The following is a 17952-nucleotide window of genomic DNA, read 5'->3' as shown; positions in this document are numbered from 1 at the left end:
GCTATTATTTACTTATTGATTAACAGGTCCAGAAAAAATACATACTTTTTTACATGGACAATCAGGACTCTTTACAAGTTTTTCAATTGCTTCAGATAATTGAATTGCAGCATAACATTGTGGTACTATTCCTTTATTATCTCCTATAGAACATCCAAATCCCACGGTTTGAACACCATTAGAGTTAAGCGAATTAATGCAAATTTGACCGTCCTTCATTACTACATAATCCTTTCCATCTATTTTACATCCATGGCCTATAATAAATTTTATATCGCATTTTTTATTTTTTACATCATCAATAGTCGCTAGACCTTTTGCGTGAATGTATACTTGATAGCATCTTTTATTGTTTTTACGTTTTAATGAAAGCTCAATAGCCGCTTTATAAAATCTATTTACTTCTTCTTGAGTTACATACCCTACCAATGGTAAATGCGTATCAGGATCTACATACGGGTGTATGAAAATTGGTTCATCGGGAGTTGGAAGATTAATTTGAGCTTCTCCCAAAAAATCAATAATTATTCCAATGGAATTGGATACAAAGGTAAATAGATTTAATCCTCCTTGTTCTGCGATAGGATCTCTACTAATCCACCTGCCATCCAGTGGATTGAGATGGCGGTAGTTGTAATACACCAGGCCTAATTCTCGATCCATTACTTCACTCGAATAGCCGATCACGTTCAGGCTTACATCTCCTGTTTCCGATATGACTTCACCGTAGGGGGTATAGTCGAAACTGACACTTATTTCTCCCTGTTCGTTGATCCATTCCGTGATATTTTTGACGAAATCGTGTGCACTGTAGTAGATGCTGCTACCTCGCACAAGAGCCAACGGACGGGTAGCTACGGATTCGAGAGGATTCCACAAGATGGCATGGAGCACTTCGTTGTTCGCCAACAAATCGACTGCCGCTACCTGGACATAATCCAGATAATGGTAGCCTTCATGCTGCGTCACGATTCCACCGACACTGACTTTTTTCGTGACGCGGCGCCCCATGTGGTCGTAACGGCACTCAACCACAGTCTCGTTGTCCTCGCTTGCAAAGCGAATGGGACGGTTGTTGGCATTGTAGATTACATTCCAGATGCCGCTCGTGGTCCGGATGCGTGTCTGGTTCCCATCCGCATCGAAAGTCGGTGTAAATGCCGGCGCGTATGACGGGGTAATAAGCGAGTACTGGTTGAGCTCGTTGCTCTCGTAATCTGTCTGTGTTGCCCGTACCTGGAACTGTTCCCTGTTGCCGATGTTATCGTATGCATACTCGAACACCGGGCCTCCTCCGAACATGGCCCCGGTCAGTTCATTCCGTAAATTGTAGCTGAAATAATCGTCGTGTGTTTCTCCAAGACGCGTTCTGAGACCCTTTTCCGGACGTCCCAAGGGATCAAGTTCCCTCGTTTTCTCGGCGATTGTATAGGTCTTGTCTGAGGTTCCGCATCGGATCCCCGTCAGGATGTCACGCCACGATTGGTAGGTGTATTCCAGGCAAAGGCCGTTGCTCCAGTCGATTCTTGAAACGAGACTACTTCCCGGCAGATAACTGAACTGGAAAGTCTTTTCCTCGAATCCCCGGGTTTCATTCGCCAAAAGGCGGAAGGAGGAGATACGACCGCATTCGTCATAAATCTGTTCCCATTCAATGGGTGTCTCATTCTGTAATTCAATCCCGGACGAGGAAGGCCGACCGAATGCGTCGAATGTGCGTTTCACATGGCTTTCCTGCCACCCCATCCAGTAGCCTTCTGCAGCCATGACTCCGTAGTCATTGTACGTCAGCGAATAGGGATGTTCTTCCCCCTGTGTGGTAATGGCGACGATTTGCCCCAAATGATTGAATTCATACGTGAAATCAGGTGTCTCGTCACTGTAATGAACCTGGGTTGTCTCGCCAGTCAAAGGATCGTAAGAATAGCTCGTGGCGATACCTCGCGCCAGCGTCCTTGTACTCAGGCGATTCATGGCATCGTATGTGTCGATTACCTCGGAACCATCTGCATACGTTTTTTTCAACTGGCGACCAGTAGCTTCCTCGTAGGTCCATCTGGTCGTATCGCCATCCGTGCGTTCACTCGGATCCGTCGTAATCTCTTCATCCGCGATTCTGAAGGTCGTCAATGAAATCATGCGGTCCGCCTCATCATACCCGAAGCAGGCGGGCTGAACGGCAGTACCGTATTCCGCGATCTTACGCCCTCGAATGTCATAGGCGTAACAGGTCGTATCGCCCAGAGCATTGGTGACGCAAGAGGGCAGATCAAACCGCGAGTCATAAACCCTGGTGATCGTCGCCCTTGCGGCATCAGGCTCTTTGATGATGCGCCCGGCCAGGTCGGTTTCCGTGCTTGTCGTGTTACCTCGCCCATCGGTTTGTGTGACCTTCTGACCGCTGGATGTATAACTCCTGCTTTGGGTTGTGGTGATGCCGGTATTGTCTGTCGATTGCTGAACAAAGCCATCGACAACGATGGCAGAAGCAATCAACACCGAGGTTGGAATCTTGGCGTACTGCGTTCTCTTCGTTGGCGCGGTATATTCCGACCACGATTCGGACACCTGACCATAGATGTCCTGACTCCGGCTCCTGCTTTCCAAGATTGCACTCAGGGAAGAAACGAGTGTCTCCGTCATCTGGACGAGGGGTTGACCAGAGGCATTGTAGGCAATTGTCGTTTGAATCTGATAGATTCCATCTTCCCGTACGGCGTAGGATTGAGACTTTTCCGTGATCCGGGAGTTGAGCGGCGTGGGGGTATCCGACAGGGCAAGCGTTTGTTTCACCATATTCCCCATCTCATCGTATTCGTACAGGGTGGGAGCCATTTGCTCCGTCTGTGAACGGGTGCGCTGCCCCTTGCCGTTGTAGGTATGATGGGTTGAGATGAAGCCTCCCAGTGTGTTGGGCGTGTCTTCCCGCAGGGTTTCTCCGAATCCGTTGGACAATTGACGGGAGAGAATGACATTGCCCGTGAGGCGCGTTGTCAGAATACCTTCCGGGGTCAATTCCATCCGCGTTTCTATCTCCCTCTGCCCTGTGCCGGATCGCAACACGGTAGTACCGTCATAATAGACCTCGGTAATGAAAGTGGCGCCCGAGGGGGAGGTAACGGTCGTCACGAGTAGATCCTCGCTGTAATCTGTATATGTGGTGCGGCCCAAAACATCCGTGGTACTGGTGACCCGTCCGATGGAGTCGTAGAATGAGGATTCGACGGTCGTCATCGGGCCGACGTCCCGGCGCATTTCGAGCACGCGGTCTTCGGCATCACGCACATAGGAGACGATTGTTTCCGGCGTAGTTTCGGTCGCCGAGCGTATACTTTCAACGAGTTGTTTGGCCGTGTCATAGCCGTAGGAAACCGTAATGCCGTCCTCGTCGGTTTCCCGCAGAGGACCGCAGCACATCCATTCCGTCGTGCTCACCCGTCCGTTGGCACGGGTAACCCGGGTACGCTTGAGCTCGACATTATATTCGTAATCTTCCGCCGCTACCAGCGACCACCCTTCCCCGGTGTGGACGTAGCGTTCGTTCCGCGTGACGGTTCCGTTGTCGGCGATATATTCCACTTCACGGGAACTTTGTCCGGAGACGATGTCTCCGTTGACCATACTGGTTCTTGTCACCATATGGATGGCTCCATGGGAATCTGCCGGGGCGTATTCAATCAGCGTCTGGCGACCGTCGACCCCCTGGATGAAGCGTTCGCGTCCGCGGGCATACGGATAGACGGCTGCCGGGCCGTTGGTTTCCGAGACGGACGTATGGACATTGACGGAGCCGAGGGCGGTTTCCGTCACGGTCGTACGATTCACTTCGTCCGAGTCTTCGTAGGTATAAACGCGGCGAGCCAGGACGGTTTCTTCGCCGTCTTCATCGATGATGAGATCCGTTTCCGAGGCGGGACGGAAGTCGTTGAAGCGGAGATCGGCGTAGGTTGTACGCATCGCCTGTTCTCCCCCTCCGGCCCACGGCCTTGCTTCCAGGGTGGTTCTCCCGCGTTCATCGTATTCGTATCGCGTATAGCTGCCATTGGGTTCGATGACGAGGGTGCGGCGGAATTGTTCGTTGTAGGTGTAGAGGGTGGTCTGGGCTTCGGGCGTGCCATACCCGACCGTTCTGCTCAGGGTGAGCCATCCGCCCTCCGTGTTTTTCTTGACGGTGCGGACGCAGGAGGCGGGGGGATCGTCCGAGATGTTGCCGTCGGCATCCATGCGGCGGTAGGTCTCGATCGTTTCCCATTTGTCACCGGGCAGGAATCCGCGTTCGATGGTGCGCACGATGCGTTCGGCGCCTTCTCCGGTGATGATGGTGACGTTATTGCCTTTGACGTAGCGTTCCGAGTGGAAAGCGGGCATGCCTTCCCTTTGTTCGTCGATGAGCATGACGGGGACACCGTCCTTTTCCGTCGTTTCGTAGGTAACGGTTTTCCATGGAAGTCCCATGCCGGAGAGGAGGCCGAGAGAATTCCGTCGGACTTGCCCGGGAGCAAACCACGCGAGGGTGAGTTTGTTACCCGCAGGAATGGTTTGCAGGAGGCCCTGAGACTTCGACCAGACACTTTCGACAGCGCCCGTCTCCGGATTCCGCGTTACTTGCAGCTGGGCAGCGTATTGTTCCGCAGTGGTTTCGACACCGGACGGAGAGATGAGGGAGGAAACCCGCCCGGTTGAAGCGGAAAAGCGCAGGATGCGTCCGTTACTTTGCACCATGTCCAGGAAAGCGGGGGAACCCGAGGGACACGGTTGTCCGTCCTCCGAGACCAGCCGGACGCGGTAGTTGAGCTTACGGGAGGTACCGACGGGAACGGCTTCCGCGCTGCCGGTGCCTGCATGAAAGCTGATGGCGCTGCCGGTGGGCCGCATGACGGTCACGTTCCGCTCCGAGGCATTCCAGACTGATGTCCATTCCAGAGGGTGCTTGTAACGGACACCGATGGTACTTTCCGGTACGGCCCGGAAGCTAAAGGTTGCGAAAGCATTCCTATCGCCTCCGGAGTTGTTGCCTTCACCACCGACGCCCAATTCCCCTTCGCAATCATCGGGATCGTCCGGATTGGATCCGATGGGGAAGTTACCGGCGGAATTAGCACCTCCATTTTTGTTGCAGTCGTCGGGGTCGGGTTCTTCATCGCAGTCGCAAGAACAGGGGCAAGGACAACCTTCCTCAATGGGGCCGCTTGAAGGCGAAGCCGATGTGGAACTGCTGGATGAAGAAGAACTACTGGATGAGGAGCTGGAACCACTTCCCGAGCTTGATTGTGACAAAGAACTGCTACTCAGTACCGAGGAACTTGCAGAACTGCTTTCCGAACTGGATGGCATATCACTAAAAAGCTTGAGCATGTCTTCTGCCTGGGAATGGAATAAAAAATAAGGCGATCATTCGAGCACCTTTTCCTTTCCTTCTTAAGATAGGATAGATTGTCAGAAAATAAATCAAATTCGTCCCATTTTTGAAAAAAAGAATGCCAGCCCCACGGTTATCATCGGGACTGGCATTGTGATTGGTCGTTGTGGACGGATATTTACCGGAATTTTACGGTATAGGAACCGTCCTTGTCCGTTTGACGGCCTTTCAGGACAAGGCGGTATACGGCATCGCCCCAGACGCGGGTCAATGCCTTGTCCGTCAACGAAACCTTCTCGACGGAAGCCTCCAGCTGCGAAGGATCGTAAGTCATGGTCACCTTGCGGCCTTCCTTGTCCAAAACCACTTTTCCCGGTATCGACAGATCGGGCTCCGCCCAAGTCATGTAATGAAGACTGGGAGCCGTCACGGTTTCTTCCAGAGAAAAGGTATCCGTCACATCCAACCCGTCTTTACCTAGGGTACATGTACGAATCCAGTTCTTTACCTTCGCTTCGGCAGGATAAGCCCCGGCAATATCTGTCGAAAAAGTCTTACGACCGACATCACATGCAGTCTTGGAGGCGCGGTATTTTCCCCCCGGATTCTGGGAAACTCCATTGATTGCCGGCAGGTTGTGGTAATCGCTCTGCATCGTCCAGATGGAATAACGCTCGTTGCTGAAGGTCTGGCGCGTATAAGTACCTACGCCGACATCGATGATGACGGGCATGTTCCGCACATAAAGGGAGAAGGTGCCTACATCATTATGGTTGTGGCTTTCTCCATTGTTGCCTCCTTTCGTTGCAACGAAGAATCCATTCCCCTTGTCATAGAGGTAGCAGAATTCCGTCTCCGGGTACCAGGACACATCGTTGCGGACTATAGACGGCTCCTCTGCCATCAACTCTTTGTGAGAAGCAAACCACTCCAGCGTCCGGAACATGTCCATACCCCGTGGAGCTCCGGCTTTCTTGCCGGCTTTCCCCATGAGGGATGCCGCGTACCCCGTCATCACCGGACTATTCACTGCCTTTCCGTATCTGTACACCAAGTCGGGGTCTCCGCCTCCCTTTGCCGAAGCATCGGCAAAATTGACAACCCAGCCGTCACCGACATAGGAATCGGCAAGGTATTCCCCCATGCGACGTACCAGGGGCTTATCGAACAATTTGACCTTGCCCTGGGTTGCCATGGAAATAAGTGTCAGATAATCATACAATTTCCCGGCTGCATGGGTCCAGTAGGACGGACCTTCTTCACAAGCTCCATCGCCTTTGACATAATTCATAAAGCAATCCACCGACAACATTGTCCGGCGTACTCCTTCGCACATTTCGGCAGGATCATCGCTCATCAATAGCATCGTCTGAAGCACGTTGGTATTGCACCATGGATTCCAGTTATTGACAAAACAACCTTTGGGGCGGTTCAGGGCACTCCAATGGTAAGAACGGGTTAAATAGGGTTCAATCGTCCGTTTGTAGAGTTCACGTTTCAATCTGGACGCCAGGAGGGGATGGATTTTATCCAACTCATCCTTCAAGAAATAGTGAGTCCAGGAGAGAATGGAGGAGATTTCCCCCGATGTCAGGTCAATGATCTGCTCCTGGTCATCCGGCAGGGGACGGTGATTCTTCTGTGCCGTCAGGTGGGCGGAGAGAGACCACGCTGTCATTTCGCTAAAATAAAAAACTCCGTTGCCGATCTGGTTCATGAATCGTCCCTTGCCTTCGGCCAGTTCCGCCAGTACAAGATCCTTCAAGGCGTTGCAATTGGCCGCATGAGGACGCTGCATCACCTCGCGGTTGCCGCTGCGTTCAAACTCGAGGTAGTCCGTCGCTTTGATCACCTGCCACGGATAATCAAGCATTTTCTCCCCACGCCGGATTAATTCCTCGCGGCTGTCACCCATTAATTTTTCCCAGCCGCTGCGGTCAGCGTAGGCGGGATAGGGTACCCAGGAACGATCCGTTTTCAATATTTCCCTGAGACCGGAGGCATCAACCGAACGTTCCAAATACGCACGTTCCTCATAACCGGATGCTGTCATTACAGAGTACGAACCAGTCAAAAAACAAATTCCAATTAAAAGAGCTTTCATCATTCAGAATACGTCGCCTCGAAGGCGAAAAAATCATCCAACTGAATTTTTTTATATTTTGTACATCTTGTCCAAAAAACAAGATGATACATGAAATGATGCCCGCGGCACTTTCGTAATTTTACCATGTCTTTGATTGCTCACTTCTTATCCCGCTATTCCTGTCGAATCGCGTGCCTCCTCTCTTTCTTGGGGATATCGGCTTCCGGAACACAATCGCCAGGAGTTTCCCCATCCATTCCACGCTATGATCGCTTCCGGGAGATTTCCCCTACATGCATCAAGCCCGAAGGATGGCTGAAAGAATATCTCGTCCGCCAGCAAAAAGGACTAACCAGCCACCCGAAAGAACATGGATTCCCGTTTAACACTCAACTCTGGGAAGGTGAAATTAACAATAAAAGCAACAGCTGGTGGCCCTACGAGCAAACTGCCTACTATCTGGACGGAATGGTGAGACTGGGGCTTTTGTTGAATGACCAGGCCAAAATCGACACGTTCAAACGTAACATCCAGTGGGTGGTGACACATCCTAACTCCAGGGGACTGATCGGTACAAGCCTCAGGAAAAACGAATCCCTCTGGCCCAATGGCGTCTTCTTCAAGGCCGTCATCCCCTACTACATGGCAACGGGCGACAAGCAAATCGTCGATGCGTTCCATAAGCATTTCTCCCTGACGACGGCCAAGGATATCGGTCTGGGATTCCGCAACGCAACCAACATAGAAGGACTGTTGAAAACTTATGAATGGACTGGCGATACCGCACTGAAGGACAAAGCCGTCGATGCCTACAAGATCTTCAACACCCAACCGGCTACCGAAGAACGCCTTACCATGGCCGCCACAGCCGGAAACAACAAAATCGTCATGCATGGCGTTACCTTCAGCGAGGAACTGAAACTCCCCGCCATCCTCTATATTTATACCGGTGACCCCTCCTATCTCCAGGCTGCCGAAAACGCCATACGCGTTCTGGAACGCGATCACATGGGCCCCAGCGGAGTCCCGTCCAGCACGGAATATCTATCTACCCGCGATCCTTCCCAACCCCATGAAACCTGCGTCAGTTCCGACTTCACGTGGACTCTCGGCTACTTCCTCATGGCAACCGGCAATGCCAAATACGCCGACATGATCGAAAAAGCCTGTTTCAATGCCGGTCCTGGAGCTGTTTCCAAGGATTTCACCAACCTTCAATACATGTCCGGCGACAACCAGTTCATCGCCACCGACAATTCCACACACTCCAAGTTTCACCGGGGTACACGCTGGATGAGTTACAGTCCCCACCATGAACCGGCATGTTGTCCCGGCAATGTCCACAGGCTGATGCCCAACTTCGCTTCCCGCATGTGGATGACCGATTCCGACGGTATTCTCACCGCCGTCCTGTATGGTCCCTCTACGATCTCCGGCCCTCTCGGTCAAAGCGGACGGACGGTCACTGTTCATGAAAAAACGGACTACCCCTTCTCGGACACCGTTGAGTTCAAATTCGAAACGGATGAACAAACGACCGTTCCCTTCCGTTTCCGCATCCCGGCCTGGTGTGCCAGCCCGGAAATAGCCGTCAACGGACAAACCGTCACAGGCGACTTCCGCTCCGGCTCCTTTGCCCAGCTGAACCGTACCTTCAAGAATGGAGATGTCGTCACTCTGCGATTCCCCATGCCCCTGCACCTCAATCGCTATCAAAATTCTCTAAGTCTGGAGCGCGGTCCCCTGCTCTATTCCTACGCCATTCCTGAGCAAGTCGACATCAACTCCAGAGAAACCGGCAATTCTCAGTTCCCTACTCTCTCATTGAAAGCGGCCGCTCCATGGAATTACGCTCTCGCTCTGGATGAATCGAACTTCCGTGAACGCGTCCGGGTTCTTCCCAAAAAGAATGATGCCTACCCCTTTGACGGAGGGGACGGGGCTTCCGCCCTTCAGGTGCCCGTCCAGCGCATCCCCGGCTGGAAATTGGAAGAAAACCGCTTCACCCCGTTGATCCCCATCGCCTATACGACGGACGGCAAGGAAGAAACAATCACCCTCACCCCCTACGGAGCTACACGGCTGCGTCTGACTCACTTCCCCGAATGCGTCAACCGGACACTCCTGCCCGTCTCGGACTGGCAGCTTTCCCCCGCCTATCCGTACGACATCCGCAAACCGATCCAAGACCAAATTTACTCACCGGAAACCGGAGAAACGACAAGCTGGAAAGATATCGCACCGGAACCCTCCGGACTGGTCAACATGGATCGCCTCCTGGGGGGCAACGGCAAACTGGCCTACGCCCGCGCTTCCATCAAGTCAGACAGCGAAGGTCCCGCCTACCTCGCCGTCAACGCCAAAGATGCATGCGAAATATGGTTCAACGGCAGGAAAATCCACACCATCCAACAACCGAATGATGTCGAATATCAAGGGGCGGACCTTATTCCCGTCACTCTTAAAAAGGGAAATAACACCGTTCTGTTAAAAGCCGGACGCTTCGGTCGGGTTGGCCAATATCCCGATGGATGGGGGATCAAACTTCAATGTGTCCGTTAAAAATCGGTGACATTCAGGCATTACATAACGCCGGGATCTTGTGTAATTTGCAGGAAGTGATATTTTCATTTGAGTAACTTTGGAACAAGCGTTGCTTCTTTCCTCAAGACTCCCATGAACACGATCACTTCATTCCTGCTCTCAACGGGGCTATGCTGCCTTGCGGCATGGACTGGCATAGCCGCCGACACATCCCCGGAATATCCCGCCAACGGTGCCAACTACCGCCTGTATCCCGATGCGGCTCCCCCCCTCGTCCCCAAACCACAGGAATTAACTTGGCGGGACAAAGCCATCCCACTGTCAGCCGTCCGTATCGACCTTCCCCCGGCCACCGGTACCGATGACAAATCCCGGCAGAAATTGATCGAGGGGGAATTAACATCATTCCTTCGCAAACACAACGTTACCGTCACCCCGGAGGCCTCCTTTCGCATCACCTTCGTCCGGGAAAAAACATGGCCCGATAAACTACGGGAGCATATGAGATCCCCTGAAATAGCGGAAGAAGCCTACCACGTCCAGGCTACGGAACAAGGGATCTCCATCAGGGCCACCCATGTCCGAGGGTTCTTTTACGGCATGAAAACCCTGGAACAGCTCATCATCCGGCGCAATGGAAAAACAACCCTGGCTCTTTGTTCCATCTCCGACTGGCCGGACTTCCCCATCCGCGGGTTTACCAACGATGTAGGGCGCAATTTCATGCCCGTTCCCATGATCAAGCGAGTCATCGATTCCATGGCCGACATGAAGCTCAACGTATACCACTTCCACTTCACGGAAAATGAAGGGTGGAGACTGGAAAGCAAATTGTTTCCCCAACTAAACGGCCCAAAAAACTTCACTCGCCGACCCGGAGAATTCTATTCCCAAGACGACTTCCGCGATCTGGTCAATTACTGCCGCCAACGCAACATCACGCTCGTTCCGGAAATGGACATGCCGGGCCACTCGCGTTGTTTCCGCAAAGCCATGGGTATCGAATCCATGAACGATCCCCGTGCCACAGAAACCCTCGGCAAACTTATCGAGGAAATGTACAACCTCGTACCCAAAGGCCATCTCCCCTACATCCATATCGGTACCGACGAAGCCAGGGAAAAGGAAACACACGTAGACGACAACACGCTCAAGCAATATTTTCAATTCGTCGAAAAGCTGGGAGCCACCCCCATCCGTTGGCAACCCGGTCTCTCACCAAAAGGCTACAACGGAGCCGTCCAGCAACTCTGGTCCGGGCGCCAGGCCCGCGGAGCCTGGCCCACCAAAGGAGCCTCGTACATCGATTCCCTGGAAACCTACCTGAACCACATCGACCCATTCGAAGCAGCCATGACACTCTACTTTCGTCGGCCGTGCCCATTCCAGGAAGCCAACGGCCTGGGCATGTTCCTCTGTTCGTGGCCGGATCTTCCGATCGAAGATCCCCTGACCCAGGAATCCGTCTCTCCCATTTATTCCGGCATTGCCTTTGTCAGCGAACCTCTCTGGAACAACCCTCACCAGCCCGTTCAGGGTAACCCGAACTCTGACGAATACATGAAATACTTCTCCAACCTCCCCGTTCAGGGAGATCCATTGCTTCAGGGCTTCTCTGAATATGAAAACCGCATCCTCGCCATCCGGGACCGCTTTTTCACCAAACGCTACTTTCCCTATGTCCGGCAAGCCAACATTCCCTGGAAACTAATCGGTCCATTCCCCAACGAAGGAAAAACAGCCACCGTCTTCCCTCCCGAACAAATCATCAAAACCGGCAAAGCGGCATCTTCCTACTCTTTCCAGGGCAAAACCTACTCATGGGACCCGGAAACCTACTCGGGGGGTACTCTCATCTTCAAGCATTACTGTGACTTCCCCACGCTCTTCAACGGTGGCAAAATGGGAGCTTTCCCCCATAAAAACAGTACATGGTATGCCCTCACCTATATCTATTCCCCCAAAACGCAAAGCGTTCCCTTCTGGATCAGCGGCCAGACATGGGCGTCCTCCGACTGGCGAAACGGCCCCGTCAGCGTCCCTGGCAAATGGTTCCATTGCGACCCTCAATTCTGGGTCAACGGTCAGGAAATAGCTCCTCCCAAATGGCAAAAGCCCGGTAACAATGGAGCTATGAAGGATGAAAACTACTACATCCGAAAACCCGTCGACATCCGTCTCAACAAGGGCTGGAATACCGTTCTTGTCAAAAGCCCCGTCAACAACTCGGCACGCCGGTGGATGTTCACTTTCGTTCCCATCCAGTGGAGCGATAAAACGGGCATCATCAAAGTTCGTGAATTTCCGGGATTGAAATTCTCCGTTAACCCATCCGCGCCAACCCGGTCATAAGTGCCCTTGCCGCATCCATTTTTTCTCAAAATCCATGTCTCTCCGCATTCCTCTCATTTGCGGCATTCTTGCCTGTTTGTTGGTAGCATGCAGTCCTTGCACCCGGGACATCCCCGGACCGTATAGCTTCGTCACCAGATCTGAATCCCTCGCTATCAGCAGTGCTTACACGGAAATGACATGGAAAGGAAAGGCCGACAACATCCGCCATGGACTGGATCCTGATGGCATCCGCATCGACACACCTGATGCCGTCTCACCCAATCCTCTCCGGGGTAGCTGGTGGCGCCCCGGTACCCTCTCCCGGGGAATGCCGTACAAATGGGGAGGCTTTGACACCCCCCGCCAATTTGCCGAACGACTAACCCAATCTGTTCCCTCCGGCAGCATTCCCACCGCTGCAGGGGACATGGGTACTGCTGACAAACAGAAAGCTGGAGACAATGCCGTCAGCCGCTTTGCCGCCGGCATTGATTGTTCCGGTTTCATCTCACGCTGCTGGAGACTGGACCGCCCCTATTCTACCCGGGAACTCCCCAAGCTCTGTAATCCCCTCTTCTCATGGGAAGAGCTGCAACCCGGCGACATCCTGATCATCCCCGGCCAACACGTTCTCATGTTTATTGCCTGGGACACCAAAGACCACTCCGGCTTCACAGCCCGCGAAGCCGGCCCCCTGCCCGTCTGGAAATGCGCCGAACACTCTCTCAATACCTCTTACCTCCAATCCCTCGGCTACCGCCCCATGCGATACCGCAACATGGTCAACACCAGCCCGTCCATCTAACCTATCCCAACGGTTTTCGCTGAACTCCCCCTCCAGTCACAGACAGGACACTCCCCTGTTTCCTTGTTGCCTATATGGAAGCCGTCTATTAACAGAAATTCATTTACAAAACCAGTTCATCGCCGGTACTGATGTAGCGAATCCTGTTGGGCATGAGGGAACATAGAGATTCGTACGCCTCTTGGCCTGTGCAATGACAGGTATAGTATGTGGAAGGCCAGCGTGACAGTTGGACGGACAAATCCCGCAAGAGGGATATGTCGGCACTCTTGCCCGTCCGGGGGTTGCACAAATGGAAGCCTCCGATCACAGTTTTCGGGATAATGCCCGTTACACGCTCACATTGTTCCATGATATTGACAATACCACCGTGAGAACAACCTGTCAAAAGCACATGGCTTCCACCGGATGAAATCAGAAGATTCTGTTCGTGAGGAAAATTGTCCCGTACATAACCTCCCTCCTCCCGGCGCACAAGCAGTGTAGCATTCGTTTCGGGGATCCATTCCTTCCTGCCACGGCCATCGGTAAAAAGCCTGAGTTCACCATCCAACATGTAATCTCCACGGAGTTTAATCACGCGGGAATCGGCTTCCAGATTTTTATCAAGCCCGATGTAGGCATAACCTTGTTGTGTTCTGGAATAATGATCGCCGAACGCTTCTTCCTGAACATAAACGGGAGCGTTGTCATTGACTTCCAGAAAAACACGGAGTCCACCTCCGTGATCGTAATGTCCATGGGAAAGGATTGCCACATCTACGGACGATAGATCAATTCCCAAACGCCTGGCATTTTCCAGAGCCCCTGTTCCGAGCCCCATGTCGAATAAAACTTTACGCGACTCGGTTTCCACATAGAAACTAAGACCAAATTCACACTGTAGTCCATCCCGGGTAGATGTATTCTCAATCAAACAGACAATTTTCATCGTTCCCCGCCGGTTTTGGTGTTGAGCTACCCTCTTTAGCTTCAGATTTTTTACCTAAAAAAACACCAACTCATAGAAAGCCAGTGTTTTAAAAAAAGAAATTGGTACCGGCTGTGGGACTCGAACCCACACTCTTTTGGAACTCGATTTTGAGTCGAGCGCGTCTACCATTCCGCCAAGCCGGCCTTGGAAGGTTTGCCACGTGAGTAAGCACGGATTGAGGCTTTTTGTCAAGTTGAAATGAATGAACCTGGTTGATTTAGACGACATGGGCTTCGTCCCAACTGATTTTCACAGAAATGGAAAAGCAGAGAGAGAGCCTTTGGCTGTAAGAAAATTCCGTCTTACACGAGTTGCCCCTTGACTCGAAGGCCATATTCGTAGTCCATCAGAACCAAGACATGACGATACCAGCTTTACTTGAAAAGAAATTGACGGATGCCTTGGTCACAGTTCTCGGCGACAAGATCCCCGCCGGCTTCCAACCGACCGTCACCGCAGCCGCCGACTTGCGTTTCGGAGACTACCAAAGCAATGCAGCCATGGTGCTCGCCAAACAGGCCCGCACGAATCCGCGCGCCCTGGCACAGCAGATTGTCGATGAAATCGGCAATCAGGATATCTGTACCACGGATATCGCCGGTCCGGGTTTCATCAATTTCAAAATTCGCCCCGAATTCTTCGCTTCCGGAGTTTTGGACATGTTGGCGGATGACCGCCTCGGTGTAGAAGCAACAGCTTCCCCAAAAACCATCGTCATTGACTTTTCGGCTCCCAATGTGGCCAAGCCCATGCACGTCGGCCATATCCGTTCGACAATTATAGGCGATTCCCTGGCTCGGATCTCCCGCTTTCTAGGTCACCAGGTCATCACCGACAATCACATCGGTGACTGGGGCACCCAGTTCGGCATGATCCTCTGGGGCTGGAAAAACATCCTCGACCAGCAGGCGCTGGAGGCCAATCCGATTGACGAACTTCTGCGCGTGTATAAGGACGTCAATGCCATGTGCAAGGAAAAGCCGGAACTCCTCGATGTCTGTAAAGCTGAACTCGTCAAACTGCAGAGCGGAGACCAAGAAAACCTGGATATCTGGCAACGTTGCGTTGCAGTATCCAAATCCGGCTTGGAAAAGATCTACAACAGGCTCGACATCCACTTCGATCACTGGCTGGGTGAAAGTTTCTACAACGATGCCCTCGCCCCTCTCGTTGACGATATGCTCGCATCGGGTATTGCCCGCGAGAGCGATGGCGCCATTTGCGTATTCGAGGAAGACGGTAAGGAACCATCAGCAGACAGCCCCTTCCTCGTCCGCGACAAGGATGACTGGCGACCCAATCCCTGTATTATCCGCAAAGCCGATGGCGGATTCCTCTACGCCACAACCGACCTCGCCACTCTGGACTACCGCATCAAAACATGGCACGCGGATTCTATCTGGTATGTTGTAGGAGCCCCGCAGGAATTGCACTTCCGCCAAATCTTCGATGTCCAGCGCCGCCGCGGCATGACCGGCGATTTCCGTCACATCGCATTCGGTTCCATCCTTGGGGATGACCGCCGTCCGTTCAAGACGCGCTCCGGCGATACGGTGTCCCTCCAGGACGTTCTGGACGAAGCCATCGAACGAGCCGGCAAAGTCATTGAAGAAAAGAGCCCGGACATGGCCGCTGAAGAAAAATCCCGCGTCTCGACCATCGTCGGTATCGGTGCTGTAAAATTTGCCGAACTTTCCCAGAACCGCATGACGGACTATGTATTCAACTGGGACAAGATGCTGGCCCTGCAGGGCGACACGGCTCCCTACCTCCAGAACTCCTATGTCCGGGTCCGTTCCATCTTCCGCAAACTGGACGGAGAAACGCTCGATTGGTCGATTCCGATAACCTTGACGGAGCCTGCGGAAATCCACCTGTCACGCATGCTGGTCAGATATGCGGAAGTAGTGCCGATGGTTCTGGACGACTGCCGTCCGAACATTCTAGCCGCCTACCTCTTCGATTTGGCTCGCGCCTTCCATTCATTCTATGAAGCCTGTCCGGTCCTCAAATCCGAAGGCGTCACCCGGCACTCTCGCCTGGCTTTGTGCGAGCTGACGGCCCGTGTTCTCCAACATGGATTGGGACTCCTCGGCATTCAGGTACCGGATCGTATGTAACAAAACGCCATGATCTCCTTCCTCCGCCCCTTGCTGCCATTGTTCTGCGCGGTACTCCCCATCTGCCCGGGATGGGCGGAGCAGGAAACACCCCAGCCCCCGGGAGCGGCCAACCTCACAGGGGGCAACATGGGAGTTCCGGCTGCGCCCGCCCCGGGAGAATGGGCTACATATCCTTGCGGAGGGTTGACAATGCTCGTCGCAACCTCATCCTCGGAGGCACAGCGTCATGTTCTCAATGGCATTGCCTGTCTCCTGACATTCTGGGATGACGCCGCCTACCGGGAATTCAGGAAAGCCATCAAACTGGATCCTTCGTGCATGATGGCCCAATGGGGACTGGCGCTTAGTTGCATTACTCCCCATCACGAGCACGAAGCCCGGAAGGAACAGGCCTTGCAGAACATCAGGCTTCAGCTGGAATTGGGACAATTGCCTTCCCGTGAATTGGAATACGGGAGAGCCCTCGTAACCTTGTTGAAAAACGGTTCTCCGGATGCCGCCAAGGTTTTTCTGGATATTGCAGACAATTGGAAACGCGACCCATGGGCGCCCCTCTTCGCCGCCATGATGTTGCGCGACGGTTTCACCGACGAAGGTTCCCCCAAGCCCGGGCAGGAACAGGCTCAAACCCTGCTGGATGCCTATCTGACCGCTCACCCATCCACTCCGGCGGCCTGGTTCATGAAAGCCCTTTTACAGGAAACAAACCCCACCATGGGAGAGGATGCCCTGCAGGCAGTACAAAAAGCTCTGGAACTAGTACCCGGCTATCCGCCAGCTCTTCACCTTCTGGGACATATCCAGTTTCGCCGGGGGGACTACAAAGCCTCTGAAGATTCTTTTGCCCGTGCGGCAGATGCTTATACCTTGTGGCAAAATGAAGAGAAACTTTCACCAGCGGACAATGAAGGACTGTTCCGTTCACTAGCCTACAAGGCAATGGCCCGCTTCTGCCGGGGAGATGAAAACGGAGCCATCCGGGAAGCAGCCAAACTCGCCTCCCGCCCCGTCGACACATCCCGTCCCCGTGCAACAGGGTCGCTCATGCAGCTTTGGGAAACCCGCACGCTGCCCATGCGCCTGGCTCTCTCACGATATCCCTGGAAGGGATCCCGGGAAATCGAATCCGTCACACCCCAAACCCTGGACATAAATCCACCTTCTCTCAGCGACGGCATCACAGCAGCCTGTATCCAGGCTGCCCAAGGAAAAACAGCTCTCGTCAACGGTAACAAAAAGGATCTTTCATCCAGATTGGCCAACTTGGAAAAAATTTGTACCACCCTTGCCCAAAGCGGCCCCAAAGCCGATGAAGAAGGCGCCGTTTCTCACTGGGTACGCAGTCTGGAATTAAATGACCGCCTCGGATTGGAATGCAAAGCCCTTCTCTACACGGATTCCGCCCCCATCTGGCTCCAATCCGACGTGGAACAGCAACGATTCTCCTCCCTCCTCATGCCCCCTGTCCTGCCCTATCCGGCCGAATTGCGGCTCGCCCAATGGCACGCCCGTAAACGGGACTGGGTCTCTTGCAAAAATTCCTGTAAGGAAGGTCTCCGGCGTTTTCCCAACCATGCCGCTTTATTGGCTCTCCTGCAAAAAGCAGAGCAAGCAGCAGTAAACCCTGGACAAGTTCTCCCCTCATCATCCTCCCGCCCCGGTAAAAAAACCGGAAAAACAAAATCCTCTTCATCCTCCAAACGAACGTCCACACCATCATCCAAATAG

8 protein-coding genes and 1 tRNA gene are annotated in these 17952 nt (G+C 53.1%); 5 read left to right on the top strand and 4 right to left on the bottom strand.

Annotation, left to right across the window (positions count from 1 at the left end):
- Nucleotides 1-12 precede the first annotated feature (12 nt).
- Nucleotides 13-5355 (bottom strand): RHS repeat-associated core domain-containing protein, encoded by a 5343-nt coding sequence (locus QET40_RS09575; protein WP_280126942.1) that lies wholly within the window; start codon nt 5353-5355, stop codon nt 13-15.
- 182 nt (nt 5356-5537) lie between these two features.
- Nucleotides 5538-7412, bottom strand: a complete 1875-nt coding sequence (locus QET40_RS09570) for a heparinase II/III family protein (RefSeq protein ID WP_280126941.1) — start codon at nt 7410-7412, stop codon at nt 5538-5540.
- Between the two features lie 177 nt (nt 7413-7589).
- Here QET40_RS09570 and QET40_RS09565 point away from each other — a divergent pair, with 177 nt between their 5' ends.
- The 3 genes from QET40_RS09565 to QET40_RS09555 all read left to right on the top strand — a co-directional run bounded on the left by QET40_RS09565 (nt 7590) and on the right by QET40_RS09555 (nt 13128).
- The gene (locus tag QET40_RS09565; protein ID WP_280126940.1) at nt 7590-10007 is read left to right on the top strand and encodes a beta-L-arabinofuranosidase domain-containing protein; all 2418 of its coding nucleotides are present in this window, start codon (nt 7590-7592) and stop codon (nt 10005-10007) included.
- Between the two features lie 114 nt (nt 10008-10121).
- Nucleotides 10122-12341 (top strand): family 20 glycosylhydrolase, encoded by a 2220-nt coding sequence (locus QET40_RS09560; protein ID WP_280126939.1) that lies wholly within the window; start codon nt 10122-10124, stop codon nt 12339-12341.
- Nucleotides 12342-12375: 34 nt separating this feature from the next.
- On the top strand, nt 12376-13128 hold the full coding sequence (locus tag QET40_RS09555; RefSeq protein WP_280126938.1) for a hypothetical protein: 753 nt from the start codon (nt 12376-12378) through the stop codon (nt 13126-13128).
- A 103-nt stretch (nt 13129-13231) separates the two neighbouring features.
- Here QET40_RS09555 and QET40_RS09550 read toward each other — a convergent pair whose 3' ends face one another.
- Both QET40_RS09550 and QET40_RS09545 read right to left on the bottom strand, forming a co-directional pair.
- Complete coding sequence (locus tag QET40_RS09550) at nt 13232-14059, bottom strand: MBL fold metallo-hydrolase (protein ID WP_280126937.1); 828 nt, start codon at nt 14057-14059, stop codon at nt 13232-13234.
- A 102-nt stretch (nt 14060-14161) separates the two neighbouring features.
- Nucleotides 14162-14244 (bottom strand) — tRNA-Leu (locus QET40_RS09545).
- A 216-nt stretch (nt 14245-14460) separates the two neighbouring features.
- Between QET40_RS09545 and argS the strand changes: the two genes are divergently transcribed.
- The gene (gene argS / locus QET40_RS09540) at nt 14461-16221 is read left to right on the top strand and encodes an arginine--tRNA ligase (RefSeq protein ID WP_280126936.1); all 1761 of its coding nucleotides are present in this window, start codon (nt 14461-14463) and stop codon (nt 16219-16221) included.
- 9 nt (nt 16222-16230) lie between these two features.
- A complete protein-coding gene (locus tag QET40_RS09535; protein ID WP_280126935.1) occupies nt 16231-17952 on the top strand; it encodes a tetratricopeptide repeat protein in 1722 nt (573 codons plus the stop codon).

It is taken from the genome of Akkermansia sp. N21169 (assembly GCF_029854675.1).
GTDB lineage: Bacteria > Verrucomicrobiota > Verrucomicrobiia > Verrucomicrobiales > Akkermansiaceae > Akkermansia.
This window is presented reverse-complemented; position numbering and strand designations above follow the sequence as displayed.